Genomic DNA, 15,356 nt, shown 5'->3' with positions numbered 1-15,356 from the left:
AAAAATTTTTTTTTAAAAGAAAATAAACCTCTTATCAATAAAATTGCTATAGCGAAGTTGTAACGAACTTTGGTTATACTCTGTTTCAAAAAGGAGAGAGGGATGGGAATATTTTTAAGAATGTGCGCTATTTTTCTTGGGATTTTTGCGGTTTTTCAGTTTATACCCACATATGAAAAAATAAATCCAGAAATTGACAGTTTTTTGGAAATAAAAGCTCCCAAAAATGTTATGCAGATTTTCAAACGCTCCTGTTACGACTGCCACTCAAATGAAACAAGATGGCCATGGTACAGTGATGTAGCGCCGATGTCATGGATAGTAAGACGTGATGTTGTAAACGGTAGGAGGGCACTTAATTTCAGTGAATGGGAAAATTACGACGAAGAAAAGAAAAAGGAGCTGAAAAAACAGATATATAGAAGCGTTGCGTTTGCTATGCCGATACCCCAGTATTTATGGACGCATCCTGAAGCAAAACTCAGTGATGATGACAAGTTGATCATAAGAAAATGGGCGAGTGGAGGAAGCGGATATATGCACTATGAAGTCAGATAGAGTTTTCCAGCTCTTTTTTCAGTGAGAGTGCGAATAAAAGAAGCGCGGAACCGTCAAAAAGTAGGTTCGCACTTGCCAGAATAATAAGTATCCACAATGTTGTAAGAGGCCATCCCACCAGAATAAATATAGCAAGCATAATTGAGACGACCCCTCCGTAGAAAAGTAGCCGCCACTTTTTTAAAGGTTTTAAAGAGACTGCGATTGCAGTTTTTGCAAATCCGTCAAGGAAGAAATAAAAAATCAGTGTCATTAGAATAACTGTATCGTTTTTTACAGGATATGAGAGAAATACGAGTCCGGCAACAACAAGAATTATTGGCTGAAGAAGTACCATATTCGCCGCTGAACAGTTTTTGTAAAAGGAGAGCAAAGCAGCTATGCCTGAAGATAGAAAAAGAATGCCCAGAGCAATATCTATGGAAGGTCTGAAAAAAAGTGCGGTCAAAATCCCTATACATCCTATTGCAATAAAAGAGGTGCCCGTTACCATTGCATATCCGTCAAGTTTTTTGAGCATCTCTTCATCGAACATGAAAAATTTCATTTTTTATTTCCATATTCCTTCTATTTTATATCCGCAATTCGGGCATGTACCGTTTTCATCAAGATAGTTTGTAACAAACTGGCCGATTCTGCCGCGTCTGTCTATAACAACTTTCCCACACTGCGGACAGTATGTGGACTCATGTTTTCGATCGTCTATATTTCCTACATATACGTACTTAAGACCCTCTTCTTTGCCTATATCATACGCACGCCTAAGCGTATCGGCAGGTGTGGGAGGGACATCTGTCATTTTGTACATTGGATAAAATGCCGAAACATGCCAGGGGATAGCAGTGTCAAGTTCTGCTATGAATTTTGCAATGTCTCTTATCTCTTCATTCGAGTCGTTTTTCCCTGGTATCAGAAGCGTGGTTATCTCTATCCATATACCTTTTGAATGGGCATATTTTACACACTCCAAAACGGGTTTGAGTCTTGCGCCGCATATCTCTTTGTAAAATTCGTCCCTGAACGATTTTATATCTATATTCATTCCGTCAAGATATGGTGCAAGAGTATCAATGGCTTTTCTTGTCTCATAACCGCTGGTTACATAAATATTTTTTAAACCTTTTTCTCTTGCAATTTTTGCTGTGTCGTATGTATACTCAAAGAATACAACCGGTTCGTTGTATGTATATGATATGGATTTACAGCCGTACTCTACCGCAAGATCAACTATTTTCTCCGGAGGCAGTTCTTCACCGAAAATTCTGTAATTATGTTCTTTAGGATATTGGGAGATTTCGTAATTTTGACAGAATTTGCATGAGAAGTTGCATCCAACGGTTCCGAATGAGAATGATGTTGTATTGGGAAGAAAATGAAACATCGGCTTTTTTTCTACAGGGTCTACGTTTACCGCTGCAGCACGTCCGTAAACGAGAAGTTTCAACTCCCCTTCTTCAACTTTTCTGACACCGCATATACCGTATTCACCTTCCTCAAGTTTGCAGGCCTGTGCGCATGCTTCGCACAGTATCTTGCCGTTTTTTAGTTTTTTGGAGAGCCAAGCGGAAGCTGCCATTGTCCCCTCCTTAATTTTTGGTTTCTTTTTATATTATATCAGAAACCAGGGATGCTTAAGGTATTTTGGGAGGCTCTATCTTTTTGCATTTTGTAATGTAGTTTTTTCCGCTTCTGCCAAGCAGATCCAGTTCAAAAAGGAGTCTGTGTGTGTCTGTAACATACGAGTCGTTTATGTAAAACTCTTTTACTTCAAGTATCAACGGAACTGTTTTGCTCCCTTTTAGATCAACTTTTTGCAGCAGTTCGCAGAAAAATGCGCAAGGTGTTTCCGTTATGACCGGCGGAAAACCTTCAACGATTTTTTCTGTTTTTATCTTAAACATTTCAGCTTCGCTTATCTCTTCTGCAACTTCTTTTGAACTGTAGTGCATTTTTTCAAGATTTTCGGGAGCTGCCAGACAGATGGTGCATTTTTTTGTTTTGAGTATATTTTTGAGGGTATCTTTTGGAGAGCCGTCCGATTTGTGTCCGATAGAGACTATAAGAGCGGGAGGATTTGAAGAGAGTGGAGAAAAATAGCTGAAAGGGGCGATATTAAGACTTTTGCCTTGAGTTACTATCCAGGCAATTGGACGCGGAGAAATGCTTTGACTCATTATTTTGTATCTCTCGATGGGTTCTATATTTTTAAAATCTATCAGCATATTTATCCTTTAAAAGAGTATGTATTTCTATTTTTTTACACAGTTTTTGCACCTCATCTGCACCAAGAAACCCGTTCTCGGTTGAGATGGCGTCTATGAGATGCAGAGGCGTAAAATCAAAATAGATATTTATAACATCTAAACAATCGTTATTTACTATTTCATTTCTGTTTTTAAGAGGCTCCAAGGGGGGTTTGAGACTGTATGGCCAAAACTTTTGAGAAGTCGATAAAGATATAACTTTTTTACCGTTGTCTTTTGCACAAAGAGCAATTCCATATGTACCTATTTTGTGTACCAGACCGAAATTTCCTGTTCCGTCTGCACCGATAAGAACAAAAGATATCTTTTTTGTCATAAAAGGAGCTGCGGCATCTGTAATGAGAGTTGTTTTTATCCCTATTTTACAAAGTTCTTCCGCTAGTTTGACTCCCTCACAAGCTGGTCTTGATTCTGTACATATTACTTTGAAGTCTTTTCCCGAATATTTGGCTCTCTTAAGTGCATCAAAAACGATGGAGCTGAAAGAGTGAGTCAATAAAGTATCACCGGAAGATATCAGTTCTGCTCCGTTTGAGGAGGATGTTTGAGCAGCTTGATTATATTTTTTGATAAACTCATTGCAAAAGCTTATGATCTTCTCTTTTTTCGGGTGTTTGTCAAGTAAAAAAAGAAGAGAATTTGCAAAAGAGAAAATGGATGCCATCATCGGTCTTGCGCCTGCAAGTTTAACGGCGGCTTTTTGCAAAATATCCGGTTTTGTATCTTTTTTTGCCAAAAATATTATAAGTTCTGCACACTTTTTTGTCAGGTACGAGGCTCCGTGAAGGTTATCGCTTTTTATTTTTCCTATTTCAAAAGATAAAAAATTTTCCAAATTATGCAAAATATTTCTCCAAAAAAACCACGTAAATAATTGTTGTACCGATAAATAGATTTAAATTTTTAAAATAGTATCATAAAACTTTGGAAAATTTTTTCACAAAAGGCTGCGCTTTTAAAAGCTCTATAAATTTTTCTGGTGAAAGAGGTCTTGAAAAAAAGTATCCCTGGGCTATATCACATTTTTCTTTTTTTAGAAACTGTGCATGATCTTTTTTTTCAACTCCCTCTGCAATAACTTTGAAACCGAGGGTTTTGGCTATGGAAATGACAGTTTTTACTATGGCTCTGTTCTTTTCATCAATTTCAAGTGTTTTTATGAATGACTGGTCGATTTTTAAAGTATCTATTGGGAAGCGTTTAAGATAGTTAAGTGAAGAGTATCCGGTCCCAAAATCATCTATCGCAAGGTGATAGCCGAGATTTTTACATCTATACATCATCTCTATCATTTCATCTATATTTTTCATCAAAATACTCTCTGTCAGTTCCAACTCTATTTTGTTCTTGAGTGAAGGATATTTTTCTATATAAAAACCGAGGGATTCTATAAACTCTTTTGGGTTTAAAAGCTGGACTCCTGAGACATTGATAGCCAGAATCATATCCTGTTTACACTCGCTTTTCCATCGGTTCATCTGCTCGATTCCATGCTGTAGAACAAGGCTGCCTATATCTGCTATCATTCCGCTTTCTTCGGCTATAGGAATAAAATCTGAAGGGGGTATAAGTCCTTTAGTGGGATGTTCCCATCTTACAAGCGCTTCTGCGCCGACTATTTTACCTGTTTCAAGTTCGATTTTTGGTTGATACTCCAAAAAAAGGTCGCCATTTAATACAGCACGTCTTAAATCATGCTCAATTGAAAGTCTTTGAGCGGCAAACCTGTTCATCTCTCTTTCGAAAAACATAAATCTGTTTTTACCCAGCTCTTTTGCTTTGTACATAGCCATATCGGCATGATTTAGAAGCTCATCTGTTGTAGTGCCGTCTTTGGGATATATGGCTATACCTATACTTACGGTTACAAACAGTTCATACCCTTTTATTCGGAAAGGTTTATTAACGGCTTTTATCACTTTTTTTGCCAGATTTAGAACGTTGTTTTTATTATTGAGATTTTCTATAAGAACTATAAATTCGTCTCCACCGACTCTTGAAACGGTATCAGTTTCTCTAAAACATGATTTCAGTCTTTCTCCCATCTGTTTTATAAGAATATCTCCAACGGAGTGTCCTAATGTATCGTTTATATGTTTGAATCTGTCCATATCTATAAACATAACTGCAAAAGGTTTACTGTTTCTTTTTGCATGTGAAATGCTGGCCTGAAGTCTGTCCAAAAGAAGCAGTCTATTGGGAAGGCCAGTCAAAATATCGTAGTGTGCTAACTGAAGATATCTCTCTTTTGAAAGTTTATGGTGTGTGATATCGGCAAAAGTTGCAGCAAAATAGAGTATTTTTCCGTTTTCGTCTTTTACTGTGGAGATGTTGAGCCATTCGGGATATACTTCCCCGTTTTTTCGTCTATTCCATATTTCGCCTTGCCAAAACCCTTTTTCATAAAGGGATTTCCACATCTTTTTATAAAAATCTTTTCCGTGTCTGCCGGAACTAAGTATATTCGGTTTTTTCCCGATAACTTCTTCTTCAGTATATCCTGTAAGCTCAGTAAATACACTGTTTACGTAGATGATGTTATTATGGCTGTCAGTTATGATAACACCTTCGATGCTGTTGTCTATAACTTTTTTGTAAAGTTTAAGTTCCCTCTCTTTCTCTCTTATCTCTGTGACATCCTGTATCGTTGCAAAGAGTTTTAAAGGTTTACCGTTTTTATCGGTTTTTATGAAACCTTTAGAGTGAATGAATTTTAAATTTCCTTTTTCGGTTGTTATTTTATACTCTATATCCCATTCGCTTTTTTCTCTGAAAGCTTTTATGATACTCTTTTTTACATACTCTCTGTTATCTGGGACTATAAAACGGTTGCACTCTTTTATGCTGAGCATTCTTCTCTTTTCTATCTCTAAAATTTCGAACAGAGAGCTTGATACTGTAAACTCTTTTGTTTCCAGATCGTACTCCCAGCTTGCAAGGTGGGCAATTTTTTGTGCTTTTTCAAGTCTTTCGTGATATTTGTTCAGTTTTTCAAAAATCTTTTCCAAATAAAATTTAAGAAAAAGAATTATCAAAAATATTACACTGATACTTATTGCAAAAGTTCTTACAATCGCACTGTAAAAGTCTTTCACGCCTGTAGAGACATCCTGATACACTTTTACATAAGCGAGAGTATTGCCTGAAATGTCTGTGAGCGGGATATAGTGCCTGTAAAAATATCTCTCATTATTAAACTCGATAAAATCTAGTCCAAAAAGTTTTAGCATGAAAGAGGTAAAATTGGGTATCTCTTGCTTATTGTTTTCTCTACTGCTTCCGTTTGGAGATACTACCGCCAATTTGTTGGATTTGAAGATACTTTCAAAATCTTTTGCAAAAGAAGAGGCAGGTATAGTTGTTTCTACAACACCTATAAATCTGTTTTCAAATATAATCGGGGAAACTGTTTCAAAAAAGATACCTTTTTCACTTTTTTCAAAACCGCTATATATTTTTTTCTCTTTTAAGGATTTTTTAACAAGCAGATGTTTTTGTAGATCCACATATTTGTCCGGTTCTTTTGTATTGACTGAAAACATAAGGTCGGAAGAGTAAAAAATATCTGTTGCATTGCTGCTTTTAAAAGAGGATTTTTTGTAAATTTCCTGCATTGTGTCGATAAGTTTTTCTCTCTCTTTGTTTTCAATCGAGAGGACTATTTCGGGAATTTTTTCAAAAAATGCAGCTCTTTGTGAAAAAAAAGTTGTATACTCTTTTTGTCTCTTTTCAAAAAAAGAGTGTAAAAGAGTTTCGTATACTGCAATTTTTCTTTTGAGATTTTCTTTCTCTTTAAGAGCTTCAAAAAAGAGATTGGCTACTGTCGCTGTGGCTATCAAAATAGCTACGGCTACAAGTATCCTGTTTTTAATATGCACAGCTATGCCTTGGTAATTTTTGGATAGGGATAAGATAATTATAGCTTATATATTTAAAAAATATTTTAAACATACAAAATTTAAGGAGCAATCATTCCTTTCTCATAACAGCTTATATCAAAGTCAAAAACCGTATTTGGGTCAAAAATGCAGATTTTTTCATCTTTTTCGGGGTAGTCTACTCTGCTTAGAAAATTTTTTATGATATTGAGTCTCGCATTTTTTTTGTCATCGGCTCTCACTATCGTCCAGGGAGCATATGCAAAATGTGTCATTGAAAACATCTCATCTCGTGCCAGAGAATACTCTTTCCACAGTTTTTGTGCCATATCATCTATGGGACTCAATTTCCACTGCTTCAAGGGATTTTTTTTCCTCTCTTCGAGTCTTCTTTTCTGCTCTTCTTTGCTTATATCAAGATAGTATTTGAAAAACAGCATTCCGTCGTGAACAAGGAGATGTTCGAAATTGGGAACCTGCTCCATAAATTTTTCATACTGCTTTTTTGTGCAAAAACCCATCACTTTTTCCACACCCGCTCTGTTGTACCAGCTGCGGTTGAAAAAGACTATCTCCCCGCCTCTTGGCAGATAATGAATATATCTTTGAAAATACCAGTATTTTTTATCGATTTCCGTCGGTTTTCCCAGTGCGACTATTCTTGTATCTCTCGGACTCATATGTTCGGTAAACCTTTTTATCGTTCCGTCTTTTCCTGCCGCGTCTCTGCCTTCGATAAGCACACATACTTTTATGTCGTTATTGATAACGTGGCGCTGAAATTTAACAAGCTCCACCTGCAGATGGTACAGTTCTTTTTTGTATTTTTCTTTTTCCATTCAACACCTCATTTCTAGAGCATTAAATTCAGTATATAAAAGTTTTGCAAAAATTTCAAAACAGTTTTCCTATTTTTCTGAAACCGTATAGAAAAAGAGGAATCCCCAAAATCAGAACACCGGCAAAGTATATCCATAAATCCTCAATCGGCGTTCCTCTGAAAAATATACTCTCAGTACCCTCTATATAAAATCTCAAAGGTGAAAACAGTGACATATATTGTAAAACAGGATGCATTGCATATATGGGCGTCCATGCGCCGCTCAGGAATATAAGCGGCATCATAATTATTACAGATAACTGTGTTACCTGCATCATCGATTTTGAAGCAGCGGCAATGAAAAGACCTATACCCGCAATAGTGAATGTAAAAAAGAAGCTCAATGCAAAAAAAGCCATTAAAGAGCCGTTTAAAGGGACATCGAAAGCGCCGAACAGTATAAGTCCAACTGACAAAAAAGTGCCCACAAGTATGATAATAACCTGAGAAAAGCTTTTTGCAAGTATGGTAATTTTCGAGTTAATCGGCATAAGAAGCATCATGTCCCAGGTTCCCTGTTCCTTCTCTTTTACGAAAACTGCCGCACTGAGTATCACTCCTATAAGTGTTATGATGGATAGCATCTCGGATATGGCCATAAAATAGGAGTTTTCGGCATTTTCGTTGAAGAGTTTGTGTATTTTCAGTTCGATAGGAAACAGATTTTCAATTTTAGAGACATCCATTGCAATGTTTGCCAGATATTGAAGTGCCATATACGCCTGCGTTGCCGCAGTTGAGTCAAGTATAACATCAATTCTGGGATTTTTGTTTTGAAAATACTCTTTTTCAAAGTCGGAATCAAATATAAGCCCCATCATTATGTCTCTATTGAATATTGCGTCTTGCAGCTCTTTTTCGGATTTGAAAAAAACCGGCTTTTTAAACTGCGGTTTGTGTAAAGATGAGACGATTTTGTTACTCAAAGCACCGCTGGTATTGTCAAAGACACCCACACTTATATTTTTTGCCTCCAGACTTATTCCTTTCCCGGCTATATAGATATCGAGTGTAAAAGAGTACAGGACTACCGCAACGAGCCCCCAAGACCTCAGAAAGCTGAACAGCTCTTTTGCCACGATGGTCCAGAACTGTTTTATATAGGAGATCATTTAAGCTCCTTTTTTATCATCGAAGATCCCAAAAAAATCAGAAAAAGCCCGTAAGCTGCAAGTATGAAAAGATATAAAAGGTTTTTAGGAGACTCGATACCGTTTCCTACGAGAAATGTATCGTAAACAATATGATTGTAGTACATAACCGGATATATATGGGCTTCAATATAGGACTCCCCTTCCATGGATGATATCGGCATCAACATTCCGGAATATAAAAAACCAGGAATAATGGTAATTATAATGGAAAGAACTACCGCTACTATCTGCGTAGAAGTAATTATGGATACCAGAAGGCCGATACCTATACTGATTATTATATAGAGTTCCGAAGAGAGCCAGTATAGCCAGAAACTGCCTCTGAAAGGGACATCAAAAAGATATGTGGCCCATAAAAACAGTATGAAAATATTGACTGAATGCAGAAGAAACGGCGGAGTCAGTTTTGCTATGAGAAATTCGCTTTTTTTTACAGGGGACGAGTAGAAATTGAAAATCGTCCCTTTTTCTTTCTCTTTTACTATAAGCAAGGCCGACAATATTGCGGGAGCTACAAGTAAAACAAGACCAATGAGGCCGGGAACTATCATATCTTCGTCTCTGAGACCCTGATTGAACAGGTATCTTTGGTTTATTTCGATCAGTTTTTTCGGCTCGATTCCTTTTTCGGATGCAAGATTTGCGGCCTCATGCAAAATAACCCCTTTTGTATAATTTTCCATTGTTGTTGACCTTACCGGAAAGGAAGCATCGATAAATATACCTATTTCGCTTTTTATGCCTTTTAAAAGATTTTTTTCAAATCCTGCGGGGATAATTATGATGATATCTTTTTTTGCCTTTTTTATAAGACTCAGGGCATCTTTTTCGGATATATTCAGTGTATCAACGTCAAAATATCTGGAATTTTCAAATTTTGAGATAAGATCCAAAGATAGTTTGGAGTTGTCGTAGTCAAGAATAACCGTTCTTATATCAGTTACCTCCATTCTGATACCGTATCCGAATAGAATGATAATCATTGTAGGCATAAAATAGACCATAACTATTATTTTTGAGCGAAAAAGTTCTGTAAACTCTTTTAAAATATATGCTTTAATGACATTTAGTCTCAAAACCAATCCTTTCGGGATACGCTAATCTTAATAACCGGTATCACTTTTATAAAACTGTAAAAAGATATCTTCGAAACTTTTTGCTTCGGGAAAATTTTTATATAGGTTTTCCACACTGTCGTCCGCTATCTTTTTGCCTTGTTTGAGAACGACTACACGGTCGCAGAACTCTGCTTCATTCATATAATGGGTAGTGATAAGTATAGAAATGCCCCACTCCTCTTTCAGTGCTCTTAAAAGCTGCCAAAACTGCGCTCTTGCAATAACGTCTACACCGGATGTGGGTTCGTCAAGAAAAAGAACTACAGGTTCATGCATAAGAGCTGCAGCGACGGAGAAGCGCTGGTTTATTCCAAGAGGCAGATTTTTGGGAAAATCGTCAAGGTACTCTTTGAAGCCGAGATTTTGTGCATATTTCTCTATCAGTTTTGCGGCAGTTAAGATATCTATTTTATGCATTGATGCAAAATAGTTGAGATTTTCCCTTATTGTCATGTCGCTGTAAAGAGCAAATCTTTGGCTGACATATCCTATCAGATTTTTCAAATGTTCTCTGTCTTTGCCGGTTTTTATTCTTCTTCCAAGCAGATAGAGTTCGCCTTCATCGATAGGATAAAGCCCCAAGAGCATTTTGATGAAAGTGGTTTTTCCGGCTCCGTTTGCACCCAAAAGGCCGAGTATTTCACCAGATTTTAGCTTCATATCTATATGATCGTTTGCGACAAAGCTGTCAAATCTTTTGGTCAATCCTTTTGCTTCGAGTATAACAGGGGGTATCTTTCGCTGTTTCTCTTTTTTGGGTGTTTTGATTTCGGGGGGCTTTTTATATTTTTTAAGATAGTTTATAAAAAAAAGAGCTTCAAGTGTAGGTTCTTTGTGTTTTGCATCAAGCTTTTTCACAGAGTATGTAGTATTGTGCACAGATATGCACTCTTCACACTCGGTTTTTTCATATACATAGGGCCTGGCGCTTTCTATAAGCTCTTTTGAACTGCCCTGGGCTATCACCTTTCCATCTTCAAAAAGCAGTACTCTGTCCGACTTTCCGGCTTCCTGCATATAGGCAGTACTTACTAGTATCAAAGAGTTTTGTTTTTTTCTAATGTCGTCAAGAATCTCCCATAGTTCAAGGCGGCTCAAAGGATCCACTCCGGTAGTGGGTTCGTCGAGTATCAGAAGTTTGGGTTTGTGAATAAGTGTACATATAAGAGAGAGTTTCTGTCTCATACCGCCGCTCAGCTTTCCGGCCTCCCTTTTTGTAAACTTTTCAAGGCCGGCCATTTTGAGGAGTCTGCGCCTGTATTCAAAAAATTTTCTATCCTTTTTTACCCCTCTTATCTCCGAGAAAAACTCAAGATGCTCTTCAACACTTAGCAGATCATAAAGCATAAGTCCGATACCCTGGGGCATAAGACCAAGATACGGCTTTGCTTTTTCGGCTTCTTTTGGAGAGTGGTATATAATATCTTTGTATCTTATCTCTCCCGAAAAGCTTTTAACTCCGGCAATAGCGTGCATAAGTGAGCTTTTCCCGGCCCCATCAGCACCGATAAATCCTATAATTTCGCCGCTGTCGGCTTCAAAGGATACCGGTTTCAAAGCCGTTATATCTTTATATTTGACGCTAACCTCTTTTATAACCAGATCAGCCATTTTTGATATCCGGAAGTGTTTTTGCTGCATAAAAGAGTAGTACCACTGCCATACCGGTACTCGAGAAAAGAAGTGCTGCATTAAAGCCTAGATGTTCCCACAAATATCCGGAAACAAGAGCACCCAAAGATGCCGTAATGGCATTGAATGTATAAAAAATACCGTAGACGGTTCCTTGGTTTACACTCTCTTTTGATATGTATGCCCTCAAAGCGTTCAAAGAGCCTACCATGAATATTCCGAAAAAGAGAAATGCGAACCAGACAGTACTCTTGTCTATCAGAGACAAAACTGCCAAAAATCCGGCCCCCATACTCATAAAAAGAATCTTTTTAGCACCGATTTTGTCTGTAAGGATTCCCAGTTTATAACTTGTAAGTGTCTGAACAAGCGTAAAAAGTATCATCAAAAGCGGTATGGTATGTGTAGAAAAACCGGCTTCTTTTGCTCTTAGAATAAAAAAAGGCTGTGAAAAGATGAAAAAGATAAAAGCAAAATAAAATCCTAATACTTTTAGAATTTTTTTCTCTTTATCCCTGAGGGTAAATCTGATTTTCTTTTTTTCCTTTTTTATATCACGGACAAAGAAAATCATAATGATCACCGCTATAACTCCGGGTATGGCGGTAGATATAAAAATATTTTGTATTATCTCTTTTGAACTTCCGAAATAGTACAGCAGAGCAAAAAGTATAATATTTCCGCTCATCTCTCCTGCAATATCAAGTGTTTTGTGAAAACCGAAACTTTTTCCTTCCCTGTTTTTTGATGAATAGTACGATATCATCATATCTTTCGGCGCGGAGCGCAAAGCTTTTCCAAATCTCTCAAGACTTCTAAGAAGGGCAACCCCTCTCCAGTCCGCAGTGAAAGCAAGAAGCGGCTTTGAAAATGCGGAAAAGAGATATCCTGTAACCACAAGAGGTTTTACAATCCCGTACCTGTCGCTGATATATCCTGAAAAAAATCTCAGTCCGTATGAGACAAAAGCGGAGAGCGAAGCTATGATGCCTACTTTGTCTACTCCTTCATGAAGAGCATATACTATGTATATGGGAATCAGAGGAACTGTCATGGCGGTCGCCATATCCGTAAAAAAACTTACGATCCCAAGATATACAATGTTTTTATTCATCAGAATCTCTTCCAAAACTCTCTGCTAAACAGCATAATAACTGTATAAAACTCTAGTCTGCCTGCAATCATGCCGAAAGAGAGTAAGGCTTTGTCCGCCCAGCTGAATAGTGCATAGTTTTGAGCCGGACCGGTCAGAGAAAATCCGGGACCTATATTGCCCACAATAGCTATTGCGGTACTTACCGATGTAAGAGTATCATATCCTCTTGCAAAAAGATAAAGCGCTATGAGTGTATTTGTCGCGGCAAAAAGAAGCAGAAAACCGGCAGTCGATCCAAGTACATCATTTTTTATTCTTTGACCGTCAACAAATATCCCTATAACAGCACTGGGATGAAGAATCCTTTTTATCTGTACGGATAAGTTTTTGAAAAGTACAACATATCTTATTACTTTTGCTCCTCCGGCGGTAGACCCTGCATTTCCTCCGATAAGCATGGCTGCAAATACAAGCGCTGTTGCCATAGCTCCCCACTGTTCATAATCTAAAGATGCAAAGCCTGTTGTTGTCAAAATAGAAGCTATTGTAAAAAATGAGTGGGTTATAGAGTCAAAAAAGGTATCGCCACTGCTGAAAAAATGTACAGTTGTCAGCAAGATTGAGAGAAGAAGAAAGATTTTCAGATACCATTTTACCTCTTCGCTGTTGTAAGCTCTGAAATCTTTGTAAAAAAGCTTCAGATGCGCAAGAAAATTTATCCCGGAAATTATCATAAAAACTGTTGTCACCCACAAGATAAAAGGGCTCTGCCAATGCCCCAGAGATTCTGTTTTTGTAGAAAATCCGCCTGTAGATATGGTTGAAAATGCGTGGTTTACAGCATCGAACAGGTTCATTCCGCCGATTTTGAGCAAAAGGGTATCAATGAGAGTCAAAAAAAGATATATTCCCCATAGTCTGATTGCTGTATCTTTTATTTTTGGGGTCAGTTTTTCGAGTTTTATACCTGTTGATTCGGCTTTGAAGAGAGTTAGCGAGCCTGTAGGATTTATCAAAGAAAAAAGTCCTACTCCGAGGACGATGATACCCATTCCTCCAAGCCAGTGCATTAAAGACCTCAAAAGAAGAACCCATTTGGGCAGCGAATCAATATCGGTATATATTGTAGCCCCGGTTGTAGTAAAGCCGCTTACAGCTTCAAAAAAAGCGTCCCAAAATCCGATATCGGTATAGAGTAAAAGGGGAATGGCTCCCCATAGGCTGCAAAGAATCCAGACGAGGTTTACGGAAATTATACTCTCTTTTATACCGAGTTTTATGTTGTGTTTGAAAAAGAAAGCGATTACGGCAAAGTTGCCTGCGAAAAGAAGAAGATCAAACAGAAAAAAATCTTTGATATTTTCCGAATATATCAATCCCGCACCAATAGGTATCAGAAAGAAGATAGATATTGCCAATCCTATGTAGGCGTTGAATTTAAGTATACTTCTTAAAGAGAGTATATCCATTCTTTCAGCCTCTCTTCTTCGGATGTATATCCGAATACGGTTATTATATCTCCCTCTTTGCAGACTATCTCTTTTGAAAAAGAGAAAATTCTGTTTTCTCTAAGTAGATAGAACCGCGCTTTTCTATACCTGATAGCCCTGATCTCTTTTCCGATGAGTTTTGAGTTGGGAAACACTTTTCTCATAAAAACAACACCTCTTCCTCCGCAGAAGTGCTTTTCGCTTATGACGGAACTTGAAGCAATCTTTTCAAGAATAGAATAGTATGCATTGGTTTTTGGTCCTCTTACAACTACTATTCCCAGTTTGTGCATAAGAGCGTAATACTCCATATCGTTGTTGATGGCCACAACTTTTTCTATTCCGTACTCTTTACCCTCTATACATCTTATGATGTTCTCTTCGTCATTATCGCTTGATGCTATAAGCATATCGGCATTTTTCAGCCCCTCTTCTTCAAACAGATGATGTTCTTTGTATTTGCTGTTTATTACTGTGACATTTTCCTGCAGAGTATATGATGCTTTTTTGCATAATTCTATATCACTTTCAATTATTTTAATGTCGATATTTTTTACGGCAAGTTTTTTTGCAATCTCTAAACCTGATATTTTTGCTCCGAAAATTACTACCCTTTTTATTTTTTTAGGCAGTTTTGTGTCCAATACCGAACATATCTCTTTTATAATATTTTCATCTCCGAATATATATACAAGATCCCCTTCTCTTATCTGAGTATCAAGGTCCGGAATAAAAAAACTTTTATCTCTTTCTATTCCCGCTACGGCTGTTTTTTCATTTGCAATATCGGATACTTTCAATATCTTTTCCGGTTTTATCTGAACCCTTACGGAAATAAGTTTGAAAGAGGTATGTATAAAGCTTTTTACATTGTTTGCTTTTGGAAAATCAAAAAGAGCTTCAACCGAAGCAGCAGTCGCTTCATACGGAAAAACAGCTTCAGTAATTTCAAGTTTTTTTGCTATCGAGCTTTTTGCAAAAAAGCTGTTTTTGAGCCTTATTATCTTTTTATCGACTTTTATCATATCATCGGCTATAAGAGTAGATATGATATTTGCTTCATCAAGGTCTGTAACTGCAATAAACAGATCAGCACTTTTGTCGTGCATTTTTATGTATGTATCGGGGTCTTCTATATTTCCTGCAACAGTAAGTATGTCTATACTCTCCATCAGTCTGTTCAGTGCATCTTCATTCTGGTCTATAACCGTTACGTTGTGTTTTATAGAAAGGGTTTTAGCCAGCCTGAAACCGACTCTTCCTGCACCAGCTATGATAATATCCAT

General features: G+C 37.3%; 13 protein-coding genes. 1 reads left to right on the top strand and 12 read right to left on the bottom strand.

The genetic code is table 11. The features are described from left to right. Nucleotides 1-102 precede the first annotated feature (102 nt). Entirely contained in the window at nucleotides 103-558 is a 456-nt protein-coding gene (locus EPR_RS08945) for a heme-binding domain-containing protein (RefSeq protein WP_200762881.1), read from the top strand. Here EPR_RS08945 and EPR_RS08940 read toward each other — a convergent pair. The 12 genes from EPR_RS08940 to EPR_RS08885 form a co-directional block, all read right to left on the bottom strand. Continuing rightward, complete coding sequence (locus tag EPR_RS08940; protein ID WP_200762880.1) at nucleotides 551-1,105, bottom strand: HdeD family acid-resistance protein; 555 nt, start codon at nucleotides 1,103-1,105, stop codon at nucleotides 551-553. The two genes, EPR_RS08945 and EPR_RS08940, sit on opposite strands and share 8 nt — an antisense overlap. Nucleotides 1,106-1,108: 3 nt before the next feature. Further along, nucleotides 1,109-2,134 carry an AmmeMemoRadiSam system radical SAM enzyme gene (amrS, locus tag EPR_RS08935; RefSeq protein WP_200762879.1) on the bottom strand — a complete coding sequence of 342 codons (1,026 nt, stop codon included), beginning with the start codon at nucleotides 2,132-2,134 and terminating at the stop codon, nucleotides 1,109-1,111. A gap of 55 nt (nucleotides 2,135-2,189) precedes the next feature. Then, nucleotides 2,190-2,780, bottom strand: a complete 591-nt coding sequence (locus tag EPR_RS08930; RefSeq protein WP_200762878.1) for a flavin reductase family protein — start codon at nucleotides 2,778-2,780, stop codon at nucleotides 2,190-2,192. After that, nucleotides 2,764-3,666, bottom strand: coding sequence for an eIF2B alpha/beta/delta subunit family protein (locus tag EPR_RS08925; RefSeq protein WP_200762877.1), 903 nt, complete (start codon nucleotides 3,664-3,666; stop codon nucleotides 2,764-2,766). Before EPR_RS08925 ends, EPR_RS08930 begins: the two co-directional genes overlap by 17 nt. 70 nt (nucleotides 3,667-3,736) lie before the next feature. Beyond that, on the bottom strand, nucleotides 3,737-6,700 hold the full coding sequence (locus tag EPR_RS08920; RefSeq protein WP_200762876.1) for an EAL domain-containing protein: 2,964 nt from the start codon (nucleotides 6,698-6,700) through the stop codon (nucleotides 3,737-3,739). 80 nt (nucleotides 6,701-6,780) lie between these two features. After that, nucleotides 6,781-7,539 carry a polyphosphate kinase 2 gene (gene ppk2 / locus EPR_RS08915; protein ID WP_200762875.1) on the bottom strand — a complete coding sequence of 253 codons (759 nt, stop codon included), beginning with the start codon at nucleotides 7,537-7,539 and terminating at the stop codon, nucleotides 6,781-6,783. Between the two features lie 55 nt (nucleotides 7,540-7,594). Then, nucleotides 7,595-8,692, bottom strand: a complete 1,098-nt coding sequence (locus EPR_RS08910; protein WP_234697133.1) for an ABC transporter permease — start codon at nucleotides 8,690-8,692, stop codon at nucleotides 7,595-7,597. Further along, nucleotides 8,689-9,810, bottom strand: coding sequence for an ABC transporter permease (locus EPR_RS08905; RefSeq protein WP_200762874.1), 1,122 nt, complete (start codon nucleotides 9,808-9,810; stop codon nucleotides 8,689-8,691). Before EPR_RS08905 ends, EPR_RS08910 begins: the two co-directional genes overlap by 4 nt. Before the next feature lie 27 nt (nucleotides 9,811-9,837). Beyond that, nucleotides 9,838-11,463: an ATP-binding cassette domain-containing protein gene (locus EPR_RS08900; RefSeq protein WP_200762873.1), complete on the bottom strand. Its 1,626-nt coding sequence runs from the start codon at nucleotides 11,461-11,463 to the stop codon at nucleotides 9,838-9,840. Further along, entirely contained in the window at nucleotides 11,456-12,598 is a 1,143-nt protein-coding gene (locus EPR_RS08895) for an MFS transporter (RefSeq protein ID WP_200762872.1), read from the bottom strand. Before EPR_RS08895 ends, EPR_RS08900 begins: the two co-directional genes overlap by 8 nt. Beyond that, nucleotides 12,598-14,049, bottom strand: coding sequence for a TrkH family potassium uptake protein (locus EPR_RS08890; protein ID WP_200762871.1), 1,452 nt, complete (start codon nucleotides 14,047-14,049; stop codon nucleotides 12,598-12,600). The genes EPR_RS08895 and EPR_RS08890 overlap by 1 nt, the downstream gene beginning before the upstream one ends. Then, the gene (locus EPR_RS08885) at nucleotides 14,031-15,356 is read right to left on the bottom strand and encodes an NAD-binding protein (RefSeq protein WP_200762870.1); all 1,326 of its coding nucleotides are present in this window, start codon (nucleotides 15,354-15,356) and stop codon (nucleotides 14,031-14,033) included. The genes EPR_RS08890 and EPR_RS08885 overlap by 19 nt, the downstream gene beginning before the upstream one ends.

The sequence above is a fragment of the Nitrosophilus alvini genome (assembly GCF_015100395.1).
Classification (GTDB): domain Bacteria; phylum Campylobacterota; class Campylobacteria; order Campylobacterales; family Nitratiruptoraceae; genus Nitrosophilus; species Nitrosophilus alvini.
The sequence above is the reverse complement of the archived record's forward strand: the minus strand, read 5'-3'. Positions and strand labels throughout refer to the sequence as shown.

Excerpts from the sequence above, each read along its gene's own strand:
- EPR_RS08945 (WP_200762881.1), top strand. The coding sequence starts at position 103 with ATGGGAATATTTTTAAGAATGTGCGCTATTTTTCTTGGGATTTTTGCG.
- EPR_RS08940 (WP_200762880.1), bottom strand. The coding sequence starts at position 1,105 with ATGAAATTTTTCATGTTCGATGAAGAGATGCTCAAAAAACTTGACGGA.
- amrS (WP_200762879.1), bottom strand. The coding sequence starts at position 2,134 with ATGGCAGCTTCCGCTTGGCTCTCCAAAAAACTAAAAAACGGCAAGATA.
- EPR_RS08930 (WP_200762878.1), bottom strand. The coding sequence starts at position 2,780 with ATGCTGATAGATTTTAAAAATATAGAACCCATCGAGAGATACAAAATA.
- ppk2 (WP_200762875.1), bottom strand. The coding sequence starts at position 7,539 with ATGGAAAAAGAAAAATACAAAAAAGAACTGTACCATCTGCAGGTGGAG.
- EPR_RS08910 (WP_234697133.1), bottom strand. The coding sequence starts at position 8,692 with ATGATCTCCTATATAAAACAGTTCTGGACCATCGTGGCAAAAGAGCTG.
- EPR_RS08900 (WP_200762873.1), bottom strand. The coding sequence starts at position 11,463 with ATGGCTGATCTGGTTATAAAAGAGGTTAGCGTCAAATATAAAGATATA.
- EPR_RS08895 (WP_200762872.1), bottom strand. The coding sequence starts at position 12,598 with ATGAATAAAAACATTGTATATCTTGGGATCGTAAGTTTTTTTACGGAT.
- EPR_RS08890 (WP_200762871.1), bottom strand. The coding sequence starts at position 14,049 with ATGGATATACTCTCTTTAAGAAGTATACTTAAATTCAACGCCTACATA.
- EPR_RS08885 (WP_200762870.1), bottom strand. The coding sequence starts at position 15,356 with ATGGATATTATCATAGCTGGTGCAGGAAGAGTCGGTTTCAGGCTGGCT.